Annotated in this window: 19 protein-coding genes; 15 read left to right on the top strand and 4 right to left on the bottom strand. The window is 38.9% G+C overall.

The features are described from left to right. The first annotated feature begins 509 nt into the window (after window positions 1-509). Window positions 510-926: a VOC family protein gene (locus NV379_RS25235; RefSeq protein ID WP_258210117.1), complete on the top strand. Its 417-nt coding sequence runs from the start codon at window positions 510-512 to the stop codon at window positions 924-926. Between the two features lie 149 nt (window positions 927-1,075). Next, window positions 1,076-1,603, top strand: a complete 528-nt coding sequence (locus NV379_RS25230) for a P-loop nucleotide/nucleoside kinase family protein (RefSeq protein WP_258210109.1) — start codon at window positions 1,076-1,078, stop codon at window positions 1,601-1,603. A 325-nt stretch (window positions 1,604-1,928) separates the two neighbouring features. Here the strand turns inward: NV379_RS25230 and NV379_RS25225 are convergent, their stop codons facing one another. Genes NV379_RS25225 through NV379_RS25215 form a run of 3 tightly spaced genes read right to left on the bottom strand, consistent with a single transcriptional unit; the run spans window position 1,929 to window position 4,052 of the window. Beyond that, on the bottom strand, window positions 1,929-2,645 hold the full coding sequence (locus NV379_RS25225) for an ABC transporter permease (RefSeq protein WP_258210108.1): 717 nt from the start codon (window positions 2,643-2,645) through the stop codon (window positions 1,929-1,931). Continuing rightward, window positions 2,638-3,363 (bottom strand): ABC transporter ATP-binding protein, encoded by a 726-nt coding sequence (locus tag NV379_RS25220; RefSeq protein WP_258210107.1) that lies wholly within the window; start codon window positions 3,361-3,363, stop codon window positions 2,638-2,640. Before NV379_RS25220 ends, NV379_RS25225 begins: the two co-directional genes overlap by 8 nt. A 53-nt stretch (window positions 3,364-3,416) precedes the next feature. Continuing rightward, window positions 3,417-4,052, bottom strand: coding sequence for a TetR/AcrR family transcriptional regulator (locus tag NV379_RS25215; RefSeq protein ID WP_258210106.1), 636 nt, complete (start codon window positions 4,050-4,052; stop codon window positions 3,417-3,419). Between the two features lie 784 nt (window positions 4,053-4,836). Here NV379_RS25215 and NV379_RS25210 point away from each other — a divergent pair. The 13 genes from NV379_RS25210 (at window position 4,837) to NV379_RS25150 (ending at window position 15,594) form a co-directional block, all read left to right on the top strand. Further along, complete coding sequence (locus NV379_RS25210; protein WP_258210105.1) at window positions 4,837-5,619, top strand: ABC transporter ATP-binding protein; 783 nt, start codon at window positions 4,837-4,839, stop codon at window positions 5,617-5,619. Next, window positions 5,609-7,672: an FtsX-like permease family protein gene (locus NV379_RS25205; RefSeq protein ID WP_258210104.1), complete on the top strand. Its 2,064-nt coding sequence runs from the start codon at window positions 5,609-5,611 to the stop codon at window positions 7,670-7,672. The genes NV379_RS25210 and NV379_RS25205 overlap by 11 nt, the downstream gene beginning before the upstream one ends. A 14-nt stretch (window positions 7,673-7,686) precedes the next feature. Further along, window positions 7,687-8,364: a response regulator transcription factor gene (locus NV379_RS25200; RefSeq protein ID WP_258210103.1), complete on the top strand. Its 678-nt coding sequence runs from the start codon at window positions 7,687-7,689 to the stop codon at window positions 8,362-8,364. After that, on the top strand, window positions 8,361-9,392 hold the full coding sequence (locus tag NV379_RS25195; protein ID WP_258210102.1) for a sensor histidine kinase: 1,032 nt from the start codon (window positions 8,361-8,363) through the stop codon (window positions 9,390-9,392). Before NV379_RS25200 ends, NV379_RS25195 begins: the two co-directional genes overlap by 4 nt. A gap of 60 nt (window positions 9,393-9,452) precedes the next feature. Continuing rightward, window positions 9,453-9,788, top strand: a complete 336-nt coding sequence (locus NV379_RS25190; RefSeq protein ID WP_258210101.1) for a recombinase family protein — start codon at window positions 9,453-9,455, stop codon at window positions 9,786-9,788. 27 nt (window positions 9,789-9,815) lie between these two features. Beyond that, a complete protein-coding gene (locus tag NV379_RS25185) occupies window positions 9,816-10,016 on the top strand; it encodes a hypothetical protein (RefSeq protein WP_258210100.1) in 201 nt (66 codons plus the stop codon). 15 nt (window positions 10,017-10,031) lie between these two features. Continuing rightward, window positions 10,032-10,625 carry a TetR/AcrR family transcriptional regulator gene (locus NV379_RS25180; protein WP_258210099.1) on the top strand — a complete coding sequence of 198 codons (594 nt, stop codon included), beginning with the start codon at window positions 10,032-10,034 and terminating at the stop codon, window positions 10,623-10,625. Window positions 10,626-10,630: 5 nt separating this feature from the next. Beyond that, the gene (locus tag NV379_RS25175; protein ID WP_258210098.1) at window positions 10,631-11,341 is read left to right on the top strand and encodes an alpha/beta fold hydrolase; all 711 of its coding nucleotides are present in this window, start codon (window positions 10,631-10,633) and stop codon (window positions 11,339-11,341) included. A 6-nt stretch (window positions 11,342-11,347) separates the two neighbouring features. Next, window positions 11,348-11,512, top strand: a complete 165-nt coding sequence (locus tag NV379_RS25170; RefSeq protein WP_258210097.1) for a hypothetical protein — start codon at window positions 11,348-11,350, stop codon at window positions 11,510-11,512. A 353-nt stretch (window positions 11,513-11,865) separates the two neighbouring features. After that, complete coding sequence (locus NV379_RS25165; protein ID WP_258210096.1) at window positions 11,866-12,738, top strand: phosphotransferase family protein; 873 nt, start codon at window positions 11,866-11,868, stop codon at window positions 12,736-12,738. 281 nt (window positions 12,739-13,019) lie between these two features. Beyond that, window positions 13,020-13,880, top strand: coding sequence for an AraC family transcriptional regulator (locus NV379_RS25160; RefSeq protein ID WP_258210095.1), 861 nt, complete (start codon window positions 13,020-13,022; stop codon window positions 13,878-13,880). 304 nt (window positions 13,881-14,184) lie between these two features. After that, on the top strand, window positions 14,185-14,895 hold the full coding sequence (locus NV379_RS25155; protein WP_258210094.1) for an aspartate/glutamate racemase family protein: 711 nt from the start codon (window positions 14,185-14,187) through the stop codon (window positions 14,893-14,895). A gap of 201 nt (window positions 14,896-15,096) precedes the next feature. Continuing rightward, window positions 15,097-15,594, top strand: coding sequence for a 2,4'-dihydroxyacetophenone dioxygenase family protein (locus tag NV379_RS25150; RefSeq protein ID WP_258210093.1), 498 nt, complete (start codon window positions 15,097-15,099; stop codon window positions 15,592-15,594). A gap of 385 nt (window positions 15,595-15,979) precedes the next feature. Here NV379_RS25150 and NV379_RS25145 read toward each other — a convergent pair. Beyond that, the coding region (locus tag NV379_RS25145; protein WP_258210092.1) for a RidA family protein at window positions 15,980-16,322 on the bottom strand (343 nt) is incomplete at its 5' end.

Raw genomic sequence — 16,322 nt, 5'->3', positions numbered from 1 at the left:
TAAGCAAAAAATTTAAAATTATGGACAAACCTTACAGCATCTCGTGGTAGGAAATATGAGAACTTTCAAGGTGAAGAGATCGCCAATTGTCCACCACTCCAAGAAGTAGAGGAGAGGGAATATTTCGTTCTATCAGTTCGGCATCAACAAAGGGTTTCTAAAATATCAGTAATTCTGAATCCACATGTGAACATGAGAGTTGATTATATGACAAATGTCGATTAACACTAATTTTAAATGTTTCGCATTTAATAATATCTGCTTCGTGTATAAAGAAAATAAAGTGTTAGACTCACGCGGCGGCGTTGAACTAACGGGCAGGATACTTCAATCGTTTCTCGAATATTTTCTGAGTTAGATAATTTCCTGAACTATGTGATGGGTTTTGAGACTTATTTTCAAGATTCACACTTCCGAATCAAGCATACCGATGAATACCCGGATCGACTTTTGTCTAAATAAACGAAGGCATAATGACAACAAACCAATTTGACGATGAGGTGTTTAAAATGGCATTAATGTCCACATTCACGAGCTTCAATCTGCCTGTAAACAACGTAGAACAAACGAAGGCGTTCTTCATCGGACTCGGATTCGAGCTCAACCCGCAATTCCCCGATAATGAGAATTCGGTAGCCATCGTAATCGGCGACAACCTGCAGGTCATGCTGATTAATCAAGCATTCTTTAATACGCTCACGGAGAAGGAATCCGTCGATACGAGCAAGTATGCGCAGATGACGATCGCATTGGCCTTCGGGAGCCGGGAAAAGGTCGATGAAATAGTGAATACCGCGGTCTCCTTGGGCGGGAAATTGCACGCTGAACCTGAAGATCATGGGTTCATGTATCATTGGGGCTTCGTGGACTTGGACGGCCATCTGTGGGCAATTAACTACATGAATATGGATGCGGCACAAGGTTAAAGCTAACGGGATACTATAGCTTAATTAAAACGCGGCTGCCGGCATAGATCGTCAGCCGCGTTGCGCTAACTGGCAGTTTAACACAATGATTCTCTTCCTATAGTGTGGTAAATTTATCTATATCAGAGATGCAAAGAGAGGAACTTAAAATGCAAACAGTTTACATATTGTCGGGACCAGCAGGAGTTGGGAAGTCAACGACTTCGAAGGCATTGGTTCGTGCCTTGAAAAACAGTGCATACATTTCTGGAGATTACGTGAGCCATATGCATGTTAACGGTCGCCAGAAACCTTGGGAGAGTAAGTTCGAGCTATCCCTCATTTGGAATAATATATTGAGTCTAACCCAGAATTTCGTCTCCAACGGAATAGATGTAGTAATTGATTATGTTACTTTCCCAGATGATGCATATTGGCTAAGAGATAGACTAAAGGAGTTAAACGTAAACGTTGTCTATACGGTTTTATGGGTTGATCCTGAAACCCTAATAAGTAGAGATCAGCTCAGACCACCGGAACATCAGATGGGAAAACGATGTCTTATCTTAATCGAAGAATTCAAGGAATCAGGATTAAAGAACAACCATTTGCTTGATACAAGTCAGAAGAGTGTTGATGCAATCAATTTGGTTATTGAAGAGATTATGAACAATAAACAATACAGAATTGCGGATTGATCTAACGGGACACGATAGTTGAATAACACAAATTGTTGAGCAGACTACTGAAGTCTGCTTATTTTATTGAAGTAAAGAGAGCAGTATAATTTTAAGATCGAGTGGGGAGAACCGTACCATCGCTAGTGGTAAAGCAGAGAATTAAACTGGATGTCGAAGCGGCAATGCTGAATTTGCAGGTCGGAGCTTAAATTGTTTAAGCACTCGACACATGTGGAGTGTACAGTGTTGCTTATCAGGAAATAGCTTTACCTATTTATCGAAGCTCAAGCGTGTTTGCGCTTGGGCTTTTTTTTTGTTTTGGAATCTATAAAGTCCAATGATTTTATTCACCTTCTAACTGCATTGTTTTAATATTCTGATTCAGATTAACTACAACTATAATCGAAATAATAAATAGTAGAACAATCACCAACCATACAAAACTCATATTTGATATTGTAAATAGGTTACATAAGATCACACTAACGAGTACGGAGGTAATAATTGTCGTTGGAATTGAACGTTTTATAAAACCAAGTTTCGTTGCAAGTATGCCTACAATTAAGCTTTGTAGAGATACTGATACCAATTGAAGTATGATATCTAAAGTGTTAATGGATTTCAGAGAATCACTAGTCATTATTGGAAAGAAGAGTTCTGTTCCAATGAAAATACCATAAGCAAGCAGTTGACTAATAAAGCTACAAATTACAGTAAGGATTGCACAAATTAAGAGTTTGGAAATGAATATTTTTGCTCTTTTAACTGGATAGAGAAACATCAGATAGAGAGAATCGTCTTTATAATCCTCTATAATGAATTTACAAAATACGACAGAAGAAAATATCGAAAAGCTTGCTAAAGAAACGAGATGCATCATATTCAATACGTACTCATAAGTGAGCACCATTGCATTTGCTGATGCTTCTTCTGGTTTAACTTTTGCAACCAATGCAAAGAAAAATCCGAACATAAGGATTCCAACCGTTATCATAATAGTTGCTAACAAGAACGGTTTTAAGTTTTGTCTTTTTAACTCTAATTTCATTAATTTAAGCATATATTTTATCCTCCATCATGTGAATTAAGTAATCTTCGATATGATCCTCATATTTTTCTTTTAACTCGCCTATACTCGTATTTACAACTAGACTTCCATTTTGTAAAACGAGCAAATGGTCTGATACTGCTAATACTTCTTGTAAAATATGACTTGAGAAAAGAATAGTCATCGATTGTTCGGCAGATAGTTTTTTGAACAGTCCTCTCATTTCTTTGATGCTGATTGGGTCAAGTCCATTTAAAGGTTCATCAAGTATTAATACTTTTGGTTTATGTACAATTGCTCTAGCAATAGCTAATCGTTGCTTCATCCCTAATGAAAATTTACTTACTTTTTTATCTTTGTGGTTGATGAGTCCAACCATTGCTAATACCTCGGAAATTAATTGATCATGTAGCTTTTCTTCAATATCCATATAAGACAGGTGAATAGATAAGTTATCAAATGCCGTTAAATGTAAATATATTTTTGGGGTTTCTATAGTTGCACCCACATACTTCAATAAATTCTCCGTTTGTTTCTGTGAGTCATACCCAGATATTGTTGCTGTTCCTTCATCTGCTTGAATTAATCCAAGCAATACTTTAAAGAGCGTGGTCTTCCCAGCTCCATTTCTTCCAAGTAAACCATAGACTTTATTGTTAGCTTCAAAATTACAATTATCTAAAATTGCAACACCATCATATTTTTTTGTAATACCTATTATTTTTATCATGTTCTTCTCCTTTTCGGACCGTTGGTCTGTATGTTGCGAAAATATAAGCTACACTAAGTAGCTTGTACAAGTTCTTTGTAGTAATCGGTAAGCTTAGAATATAGATCAGAATCTATTAATGAAACCCCAGAACATTCGAACAACATTTTATAATAGTCTAGCTTATTGTAAAAATCATCTTCACTTACATTATAAAGTGATGTACCCATCCAAATACTAAAGAATTGCGTGATTAACTCTGCCGTTCCTTGGATATATTGGCATTTCATTGAGTTATCTTTATTTCCAGCGTTGATGAACTCCTTCATTTTATCTGCAGAAAAATTCATGTTTATTTGATAGAGTTCTCCAAATACTTTAGGATCTTCAAATAAAGACTGCGCTTTTTTAAGTAGCTTAATTCTTTCCTTATCTTCAAGCCTTTGAGAGAGTATGAATTTTAATTGTTCTAATGAGTTTAGACTGTCAGTTTTGGGAGAAATAGAAGGAGCTCCTCCCTCGATATTTTGCATGATTCTTTCAAATATCTCTCTTTTTGATTTAAAGTGGTGATAAATCGCTCCTTTACTAAGCCCTTTATCTAAGATATCTTGCATAGTAGTTTCATCATATCCTTTTTGAAAAAACAACTCTCTTGAAACCTCTAGTATTTTTTTTTCTGTTCTTTCAGGATATTTATTTCTAGGCATGTGAAACATCTCCTTTTACAGACCGTCGGTCCGTAATTGGATTATAGACTGAAGATGAAAAGTATGTCAATGTTTTTTATATTTTCGAGTTTAGCGGAACATCTCACTCCTCTACGGAAGATTCCCCAATATTAAGCCAGACTTTCGTGGGCGAAGACTTGTACAGCCTGTGGGAAGTCCAACGAATTGGCTATGTTTGCATACATCGAATGTGACAAACTGATGTTACATCAGAGCAAACACTATTCTTTCGGACACATAAATATTTGTTATTACTGTACACTCAACACATGTGGAGTGCTGTGTGTCGCTGGTTAGAGAGTAGTATATTACGAGCCGCATTTATCTGCCTTTGAAGCCCGAACGCTAACTTCGTTCGGGCTTTTGTGCGCTTGAAGGAGCGTATTGCTATATGGTTGTCAAATCAGAAAAGAGTACATTTTAACCTGCTATAATTGGGTCTGGGCTCTTCGTAAAGTTATATGTGGTCTTGTCTTGTTCTAAAGTAAGTAATGATGAGAGAAAGTATGATGCTGATAAGAGGTAGCGTGGAACGAACAGATTTGCTAATGAATCACCTTCCAACACTAAGGGCAAATTAGTTAAAAACAACCTTTAAACCGAAAAATTATTAACGATTTCCACGGTAGTCGAATTTTAAATACATTAACAAAATAATTGAGATACTCCACTCGACACAAACCTTACAACAACTGTAAGTGTTAATTGATATATTTTTTTTATATGGTATTAGTATAGAAAAAAATACGAGGGAGAATAGAATATGAAAATTTCAGATAAGCTACTTCAAGTTCAGGAAGTGCATAAGACATATGGTAAGGGACAAAGTGAAACTGTTGCATTAAAGGGAATTACCTTTGATGTTCTCCCGGGAGAGTTTCTTGGAATTATGGGTGCAAGTGGATCAGGCAAGACCACATTGCTAAATTGCATTGCAACCATGCTTAAGCCAACATCTGGACAAATTATGTTAGATGATCAGAATATTTCTTCATTTAAAGGATCACAACTAGCAAAATATAGAGGAAGTAAAATTGGATATTTATTTCAGGGATTTGAATTATTAGATAATCTGACTGCTAGAGAAAATATTGTTTTACCCTTGTCTATACATGGAGAGAATCCTAAAAAGCAAGAATTACAGCTTCAACAATTAGCGAAGCAATTTGACATTGAAGATGTGTTAAATAAATTTCCTTCTCAAATATCAGGAGGCCAGAAGCAGAGAGTTGCAGCGGCAAGAGCATTGATTTCTAATCCAAGCATTGTATTAGCAGACGAGCCAACAGGTGCTTTGGATACCAAAAATGCAAAAATCTTGATGGAGAAACTATCTTCAATCAATCATACAGTTGGGGCTACCATTTTGATGGTTACTCATGATGCCAATGCAGCAAGCTTTTGCTCAAGAATCTTATTTATCCAAGATGGTGTGATATTCCATGAGCTTCGAAAGAAAGTGCCTGGAGAAACTCAGAATTCCTTTTATGAACGTATCTTAACTGTTGTGGCACAGTTGGGAGGAGGCAGCAGCAATGTTCTTTGATTTTATCAAGCGGAATAGTCGTAAGACCCGAAAAGAGAATGGAGTTTATTTTGCCTCACTCATTATTTCAATTGTAGCTTTTTATGTTATCCTTTCACTTGGTGAACAAGATGTTATGTTGTATCTGAAGACCGTTGAAAGTGATGCGGTAGCTAGGCTTTTGCTAATGATTCCGATGCTCTATGCCGTTTCGCTATTCTTCGTTTTTTTCTTAGTATATTTTGCTAATAAATACCAATTGCAACTTCGTAGTCATGAATTTGGATTGTATTTAATGATGGGTATGAATCGAAGCAAGCTGTTTGCAATGATTATGGGTGAAACATTGTGGAATGGCTTAGTTGCTTTGATTATTGGAGTTCCAGTTTCCTTATTTTTAACTGAGTTAATAAGTCTGGCAACTTCTAGACTTATTGGAATGGGTATTATTGGTCATCAATTTCATATCTCTTGGATTGGGCTGGGGCTAACGGTAGTTGGTTTTATTATTGTTCAACTAGTAGCTGTGTTTATTCTTAGCTTGAAAATCAGCAGGAAGGAACCTATAGATTTGCTAAATGACCAGAAGGAAAAAACGCAACGGGTCCTTTCACCTGTGTGGAGCATAGTTAGTTTACTGACTGGAGCAGTATTGCTCCTTGGAGCAATTTTTCTATGCGTAGCCTATGGGTTGGCAATTCTATATTTGCGTAGCCTTGATTATAGGATGTTTGCATTGATACTCATCATCGGAATCAGTGGAACTTTCATACTGTTTCGTGGATTGGGCAGTTTGATTGGAGCATGGATAAAACGTAAGGGCAGTTCTTCTACCGGTTTATTTGTATTTACAGGAAGACAACTTCAAGAAAATGTTCTAAACCAATGGGGTTCACTTGCTATATCTTCACTGTTAATTCTTATGGCAATGGTTAGTTTTGCATATGGAATTTCTACTGCTCTAAATAATAGTGCTACATCTAGCAGAACTGTAGACTTTACTTTTAGAGGATCGGAAAAAGAAATTGTTTCTGAGCTGACATCAGATAAACTGGAGCCTTATGTAAAAGGGTATTATGTTATGAAATTGGGCTATTTTCGTCCTTTCGATGCAGCGAAGTCCGAAAATGAAGCTTTAAGTACTTTTTCTTGGTCAGGATTAGTAGAATCTGTCTCCAGGGAAGTAAATTCACAAGAAAAAGAAAGTTTATTAAGTTATTTATCTAGACAGGATAGCCCTTATTTAATTTCTCTTTCTAGTTATAATGCATTACTTAAATCTATCAATATAGCTCCTGTCGTATTAGGAGATGATGAAGTTGCATTGTATTCTGATGAAGATTTTTCCCACACTCATGACATATTGAGGGAGGTACTGCAATTCAATCCAACAGTTAGCATGGGCGAAAAACAATATAAATTAATATCAAAACTATATACAAGCAACGTAGTTGCAGATAGGGCTATCACTCTTTCATATGCATTAATCGTTCCCGATGATATCTATGATACCTTCGCTGTAAGTTCTCAGGATTCACACCTCTGGAATATGGTTCTAAACGCTGATTTTGTTCAGGAAAAAGGTTTAATGCAAGCCATGTATGAAGTAGATGAGTTGCTCAATAAATCCGGCTTAGACTATGAAAGTTATCTTTCAAGTATGGGGAGGCAATTGTTTTATACAGTGGCAGGTAGTTATACCACATTCTATCTAGGTATAATGTTCTTAATCATTGCAAACACAGTGTTGGGCTTAAAGTTCCTTATGCAGCAAAAAAGTACGAGACATAGATATTCCACAGTAGCTATGCTAGGAGCAAGTGTTGAATCCCTATGTTCATCAGCAAGGATACAAATTTGGTTATATTTTGGTTTAGTTATCTCGGTAGCATTGATCAGTTCTATATTTGGAATATGGTCCATGTTGGATGCTTTCCCCAATTCAATAAACTTAAATAAAAGTACTAGCACAGTAGTGACTTCTCTTATTGTATTTATAGTTTTTGAACTTTGTTATATTTGGATGATTCAGCGAAAGAGTGATGAAGAAATTAAGGAATTAAAAGAGATATGATCGGGGGTGAATGCGTGGAAAAGATAGTCATTGTTGAGGACGATGTTTTTCTACGTGATGAGCTGCAAAATATATTAGAGAAAGAGGGATACTCTGTAGAGTGTATCTCTTCTTTCGATACCCCCTTGGAAGATATTGTTTCAGCTTCTCCTTCGTTAATTTTATTAGATTTAAATTTACCAAAGCTATCTGGATTTGATATTTGCCGCGCACTAAAGGCTAAGGGAATAGGCCCCATTTTAGTACTGACTTCGCGTAATCAACTTCGTGACGAACTGCATGCATTAGGTTTAGGTGCAGATGATTATTTAACCAAGCCCTGCCATCCTAAACGGCTGATTGCAAGGATTCAAAAGCTGATTCACCTATATGCAAATATGCATGTTATGTTAGATGCTGGTGATTTTCAAATAGATGAGATGGCAAATATATTGTATGTTGGTAAGGATTCTATTTCATTATCGGAGAATGAAGGAATTATTATTAACGCTTTGTTAAAGGCTTCCCCTTCAGTCGTAAAAAAGGAAGAGCTCTTTAATCTGCTATGGGGAAGCAGCGACTATGTGGATGAGAACATACTACAAGTGAATATGACTAGATTGCGCAAAACCCTTGATGGGGTTGGATTGTCTAATCGAATCAAGACTATCAGAGGAATTGGCTATCAGCTAATAGGAGGTGATATCCAATGAAGCCAAGTGATTGGTTAAATATTCTAAAGGAATCACGTCCTTGGATATTACTTCTCAGTTTAAATGGTGCTTTTTTCACTTTTCTTGCTTGGGTGGCGTATCCCGAAACATTCGAGCTTCTAGTTGGTATTATGTTTATTTTTACTGCAGCTAGTATTGTTTTGGGTATGTTACTTGTTAGGAAAGGACAAGTGAAGAAAGACAAAGCATATTATACTTTTCTTAGAGAACCATCACCGGAGCATGAATGTGCATTGATAAAATCCATAAGTGAAATGCATAAAGAAAAGGTGAATTATCTAGCCAATAAATTACGGATGCTGAATGACCAGTTAGATGAGGTTAAATTACAGACACTAGATTATGAGGAATTTATTGAAAGTTGGGTTCACGAGATAAAGACACCTGTTTCTTTAGCTACCTTGGTTTTACAAAACCGTAAAGAAGAAATGTCAGAATTAGTGTATCAAAGACTTGAACATGCAAGAATTAACATCAGTGATAATGTTGAGCGGATATTATTTTATGCAAGATTACGGGCATCACATGTTGACTATCACTTAGAGAGAATCTCGCTCAGTCTCTGCTGTGAAGATGTACTATTGGAACTTCAGTCATTACTGGATGAAAAAGAAGTTAAAGTTATTTCTCAGATGGAAGATGTGCCAATTGTATCAGATAAAAAGATGCTCCAGTTTATTTTTACGCAAATATTTGTTAATGCGGTTAAATACTCTAATGAAAAAGTTGATAGTTATATCTGGCTAAAAACTGGGTTTGACAGCATAAATAATCGGTATTATTTAAGGATATCGGATAATGGTGTTGGGGTGCTTAATTCTGATCTTCCTTTCATTTTTGACAAAGGATTTACAGGAGATAGTCCTAATCCAAGGCAGTCTACTGGTATAGGATTGTATCTTGTAAAGAAATTATGCGATGAATTACGGGTAGATATCGAAGTTGAGTCTGAGCATGAGAAAGGGTTTTTAATTCAATTACTGTTCCCTATAATTGAGGATCAGTAGACACGATTTTTAGATGCTATATCTATTGTCTAAAAGTGTCGTATTATGGTTTGAAGTAAAATGTTTTGCGCACTTATTTTGAAAAATCAGAGTTCCGCTTCGTTGGGCTGTATATTTTATCACGTTGAGAAGTACACGGGGAGCATGAGTTGGGGGAAAGTTCGAGATTGGAGCAGTAAAAGAAGGGCGGGCAAGTCAGATCCAACAATTGTTCAAGAGGCGCATGAAGCTATTATAGATATGGAATTGTGGAATAAGGTTCATGCTGTCAACAAGCTGAATAATGAACAATATAGCAGCCAAAGTAATAATCTTAAGGGCGAGTTCATATTAACGGGTTTGTTACGCTGTCCTGTATGTGGTGCTGGAACAGTGATGAGTAAGTCGAAGAAATGAGACGGCTCTGGCTATCATTTATACTATATGTGCCAAACGTACCACTCTAAAGGCAAGACGGAACGCGGTTCGAACTTAATCAAGAAAGAGCTTGTAGAAGAACAAGTGTTAAAGTGGATTCGGACGATGCTTGCAGATGAGCAGATCGTAGATGGTATCATGAATCGACTCAAGCGTGAAGAATCTCAAGGTTCAGCTGAGCTTGAAAAGGATCTGAACATCCAATAAATCAGTTTAAAGAAGTTGCTGGACAAGCAGAAAAAACAAAGGTTAAAGTTCGCGGTCAAGGGCTACGAAGGGACCTCCATGGGAGACATCGCGGCGGAGGTCGGCATAAACAAGGCCTCGTTATACACCCACTTCACCGGGAAGGACGAGCTGTTCCTCGCCATCTATGAGGATGCGGCTGCTGACTACGAGAAGCTCAATCGTACGCTGTTTGAGGAATCTGCCGGTATGCCGGTCGGGGAGCAGTTGTTCTGGATCTTCCAAGGCTATATTCTCTACTATCACCGGAATACTGAGTTTGCCGCATTGTGGACGCAAATTGTCCTTTTCCCACCCCTGCATCTCCGGGAGAGGGTGAGGGTTGATCTGGCGGGGCGCGATCGGTTCTTTCACGAAGGGGTGATCGGGCTCTTCTCCAGAGCGATTGAAGAAGGGGTAGTCTGCCGTGATTCACCGGCAAGGCTCGTCATGTCCTATCGCTCCATGCGGGACGGTCTGCTGTCCTGGATGCACACGGTGCCCCAAATGAAGGAAGAGTGGATTCGTTCCTTTTGGTTGGATCTATGGAGTGGTCTGCAACGCAGATCAGACGATACTCAAGGAGGATGAAGGCTGTGGCAAAGATATTCAAGAGCAAGGATGGAGAGGAACTGTTGCTGGCATCTTACGATAGACTCCTTCAAACATGGGATCTACCCTATGAAGAACAATTCATCATGACGCGATTCGGTGAGACACACGTTATCACGGCGGGTGACAAGGATCACCCGCCGCTCGTCCTTTTCCATGGGGTAGGGGACAACTCGGCCATCATGTGGATCTACAATATGAGAGCGCTTGCTGAACGCTTCTTCGTCGTGGCGGTTGATACGTTGGGCGCTCCCGGCAAGAGCAAGCCCAATGAGACATACGACATGGCGTTTGAGTCGACGCTATGGATTGACGATTTATTGGACGGTTTGCGGTTGGAGCGTGTACATATGGCCGGCGTTTCCTACGGTGTCACCTTTATTTTGCAGTATGCGATGCAGCGGCCTCAGCGAGTGCTGAACATGGTCTGCATGGCCGGGTCCTTCCCCGTGAAAGGCTGGGTGTCGAAGTTGAGGATGCTGCGATCGCTTACCGCGTTTCTCCCTGAGGCGCTTTACCCTAACGAGAGATCGGCTGCTCGGCTGCTGAAGAAGTTGAGCGGTCCGGACTTCGAGCTTACGGGTAACCCGGAACTGCTCGCTCATTTCGTCTATTTGCTCAAGTACAGCATTCCTCCTAGGCGCAAGATGATTGAGTTCCGACCAGAGGACTTCGAGCCGATCAGCGACCGGTAGCTATTTATGATTGGACGACATGACCCCATTGCCTATCATCAGCCCATGCTCCGTTTCCTGAATAGACATTCACTTCCTTATCGGATTATCGAAGATGCGGGGCATACGATGACCAACGTAAAAGCGGATACCGTCAACCGGGAGATCCTTCAATTCTTAGCGGTCCCATGAGCACGCTCAAGGCGCTGCTAAAAGGAATAGCGATTGGCTCTTCTGCTTTGCCTTCATCGGGATCGGGCTGCTGCCCTTCCTGGTGCTGAGAAGCTATCTTGCAGAGGAGCGAGGGGAGCAAGCAAAGGAACGCCGATAGCGTAAAAGAGAAAACATTATTTAATGGAGAAACGGAGAAACGCTAAACTAACTGGACACTTTAGCTCAATAATCTTCAGGAGAAGGCTGCCGACAGTAATGGATCGGCAGCTTTCTCAGCTAACGGGCAGTTTAGTGGAGAAATTAGAAAGAAGGGTTTTGACAGGAAATGAAGAATTTGACCAATAGAAATAAACATTAAAAGGGAGTTTTTTATGAATAAATTCATTGAAATCATTAAAGGGGTTTATCCTGACATATACATTGAAGACTATTATCTAAATGACATTGGACAAAACAATGATGTGTTAATTGTTAATAAATCTCTGGTATTTAGATTTCCGAAATATAAAAACGGAATAATTCAATTAAGAAGAGAGACGGAAATTTTGAAATACATTAAAGGAATAGTCTCCACTCCTATTCCGAATCCAATTTATCATTCTTTTGAAGAGTTAGAACCAGGTAAGGTATTCACTGGCTATAACCTAATAGAGGGTGTTCCTTTGTGGAAGGAAAGTTTAACAGGTGTTAAGAGTGTTGAATTGGTTAAAGGGTTGGCAAAACAACTTGTTTCTTTTCTTGTAGGACTCCATTCTATTTCAGGAGAAAAAGTAAGTCGAGATTTGAATCTAAAGGTTCGTAATCCTCGTGAAGAGATGTATAACCTGTATGATAAGATTCAAAATAAATTATTTCCTTTTATCAGAAAAGACGCTCAAAAGGAAATATCACTATCTTTTGAAACGTTTCTAAAAGGGGAAGCATTCTCAAATTTAGGTATTACACTTTTACACGGAGATTTGGGAGCATCTAACATCTTATGGAATCCAGAAACAAGTATGATTTCAGGGATAATAGATTTTGGTGGTTCTGGTTTAGGAGACCCAGCGTATGACTTTGCTGGAATACTTTCCAGCTACGGTGAAGATTTTTTCAATATGTGCATTAACCTATATCCCAAAGGAACTGAAATTTTTGAGCGTGTGAAATTTTATAAAAGTACATTTGCATTGCAAGAAGCACTACATGGTTTTGAGAATAACGATAGGCAAGCCTTTGAAAATGGAATTAAAGATTATAGATAGATGTCTTGTTCCACTAACGGAGAACAATAGCACAACGACAACAGGCTGCCGGTAGATTGGCAGCCTGTTGAGCTATTGGGAAGTTTAGTCTAACATCAAATACAGTGAACCATGGCATGTGTAACATGTACTCAAATCCAAAGGAACAGAACAAGAACATGAATGGATAACCGCGTTAACTGGAGCAGTTTTCATTTCAGCATCTGTCATACGACCGCACACAATGACAGGTTGTTATTACCTAGTCGTGATACCATGTTCTTAGAGAGGAGTTTTTGCGAATGGAATGGCTGAATCGAATGATGTCGGCGCTTGACTTGATGGAAGCGAAGATGGAGGAGCCGTTGGATATTGCGGAACTTGCGAAGACGGCGTACTCCTCCCCCTATCACTTTCAGCGAATGTTTTTTATGCTGACGGGTATGACCGTAGCCGAGTATGTACGGAAACGGCGTTTGACCTTGGCGGCGCAAGAGCTCGCGCTGTCCGGTCCGAAGGTGATCGATGTCGCCATGAAGTACTGTTACGATTCGCCCGAGTCGTTCTCTAAGGCGTTCCGCAAGCTACACGGCATTTCGCCCTCCGATGCCCGGAATCCCGGCGTTCAACTGAAGGCCTTCCCTCGCATCTCCTTCCACCTATCACTGAAGGGAGATAAAGAAATGGACTACAGAATTGTGCAAAAAGAAGCGTTCACCGTCATAGGAAAATCGATCCGAACATCCACTATAGAGGGAGAGAATTCAACGGAGATTCCGAAGTTTTGGCGAGATAGTCACGCGGACGGAACTGTCGGAAGAATTGCTGCCCTAGGAAAAACCCAAGAAATGCTGGGACTCTGCTATGATACCCAGCAGGATGGTGAGGTTTTTAAATACGCGATTGCGGTAGAGACTGATGCGGCAGCGTTTGAAACCGGGTTTGAATTAATACAGATTCCTGCAGCCACGTGGGCTGTTTTTACCTCTACCGGTCCGATGCCCGGGGCGATCCAAGAGGTTTGGGGCCGCATCTACCAGGAATGGTTCCCGACTACGGGATATGAGCAGGCTGAGGGGCCCGATTTCGAGCTTTATCCGCTGGGAAATACGATGTCCGAAGATTATTGCTGCGAGGTATGGATTCCTATTGTAAAGAAATAAAAAAACGAAGAACGGAGTCCCGAACTTTAGGTAACAACCGGTGCTCCAAGTGTCGGAATAGGCATTGAAGTAACGGGGAAGCTTTAGCGCAACACTCAACAGGCTGCCGGCAAACGGCAGCCTGTTGAGCTAACGGGCAGATTAGTTTCAACATATAAAATATAAAATCGAGTTCACAGCAAAGTTCAAAAAACAGGATAGTATCTATGTTCAGATGAGGGCATTAGATGCGATATCCTCAATTTATTGTATACTTAAACTCCTTGTGAGAAAATGATGTTAACAATAAGTGAGGTGCTTAATAATGAAAACTATTGGTCTTATTGGTGGAATGAGTTGGGAGTCATCTTTACTTTATTACCAAATTATTAATGAATATGTAAAAGAAAGACTAGGTGGGCATAATTCCGCTAAAAGTCTTATGTATTCTGTGAATTTTCAAGATATCAAGACTTTACAGCATCAAGGAAACTGGGCTGAGGCTACAAGAATTATGATTGATTCAGCACAAAAACTTGAAATGGCAGGAGCAGATTTAATCGTCATTTGTACAAATACAATGCATAAGATGGCACAAGAAGTAGAAAGATCGGTATGTATTCCGTTAATTCATATTGCAGATTCAACAGCGATTGAAATTGTTAAAGATGGAGTCAAGAAGATCGCGTTACTGGGCACTTCATTTACGATGGAACAAGATTTTTACAAGGGCAGACTCACTGAAAAGTTTGGACTTGAGGTAATTGTGCCAAATGAAGTGGATCGATTGGTTATACATGACATCATATACCAAGAACTTTGTCTTGGAATTATTAAAGAAGAGTCCAAGCAAACCTACTTAAAGATCATAAATAATCTTAAGCTGCAAGGAGCAGAAGCCGTTATTCTGGGATGTACAGAAATAACATTACTCATCTCGCAAGATGATTGCAGTATACCCGTTTATGATACAACAAGAATTCATGCTGAAAGTGCTATTGATTTCGCTTTAAGAGGGACCATCCAGGATAGTTAAGTGTATAAAGGGTTACTTGTTACGCTAACGGGTAACGATAGCTCAATAATAAACTAAAACGCGGCTGCCGACATGGATTGGCAGCCGTTTTGCGCTAACGGGCAGTTTAGCGTGGTGCTTGCTTGTTGAAAATAAAGGTGAAATTGGGTCGGATTTCGAATACTAACTATAAATTAACTACATTGAATGAGGGTGCTCTCTTTGAATTATCTTATTGAAGAATCAGTAATAAAACTCGCTGAAAAATTTCAGTTGCCAGAACGGATAGTTAACATTGAAGAAGTGCCTTGGGTTCCGTTCACTGAGAATCAATCTTGTTATTTCAAGCCTTTACGTTTTGATCTAAACACCGGAACATGGATTTACTTATTTAAAATTAAGAGCAATCAGGTTTTGGGAAGACACCGACACACTGGGGGATCCGTAATTGGTTACAATATTCAAGGTAAATGGAGATATGAAGGGCGCGAATGGGTGGCTGAATCAGGTACCTTTATATATGAACCACCAGGCGATATTCATACCCTGATTACAGAAGATGAAGAAGTAGTAACTCTTTTCATATTAGGGGGCTCTCTTCAGTATTTTGATGAGAACGATCAAATTGTTGGTCAAGACGATATTTATACCGTCCTTAATAAATATAGAGATTTTTGCGAATTACATGGGATCCAAATTAGAGATGATCTTATTTATTAAATCTCAAATAAATAAGTCTTGTTGAGCTAACTGAACACTATAGCTTAATTAAAACGCGGCTGCCAGCATAGATCGTCAGCCGCGTTGCGCTAACTGGCAGGATTGTTCAATAAGTAGGGCGGATTATCTTATTGGACTAACCAGTGTGGAGGTTAGGTGATAAGACCGATGATTGTTGTAGAATTGGCTAAATCCAACCTTGAATATGGAAATTAAAATAAAGTTTGATAATTTAAAACAAAGTCTGATCACTTATAAAAAAGTTTGATAAGAAATCCTGTTAGTTAAAGTTTCTGGTTCCACTAACGGTGCAGGTTAACTCAAGTAGAAACAAGAACAGAATATGACAAAAAAGGAACAGTAAAACACTGTTCCTTTTTTGTCATTAAGTTTCAGCACACCATAGTTCAATTTCTATTTTTAATTCAGGCAATCCTAATGCTGTTATATATGCAATTGTCATAGATGGGAATTCATTATCAAAAAACTTATTCCATTTAAGGTCGAAATAATCCCAGTCTATTTCTTCAGTCGCCCAGATATTAACCTTAATAACATTTTTTTGAGACAACCCCTCTGATTCAAGAACCTTTTTCATGTTTGCAAAAGTATTAGTTATTTGATCGTTTAAACTCTTCGGAACATTGCCTTTCATATCTGTTCCTACTTGACCTGATGTTACTATTAAGGCTGCCCCTTTAGGCACTCTAGTGATATGACTGTAGTCG

This window comes from Paenibacillus radicibacter, assembly GCF_024721995.1.
In the GTDB taxonomy this organism is placed as follows: domain Bacteria; phylum Bacillota; class Bacilli; order Paenibacillales; family NBRC-103111; genus Paenibacillus_AM; species Paenibacillus_AM radicibacter.
This window is presented reverse-complemented; position numbering and strand designations above follow the sequence as displayed.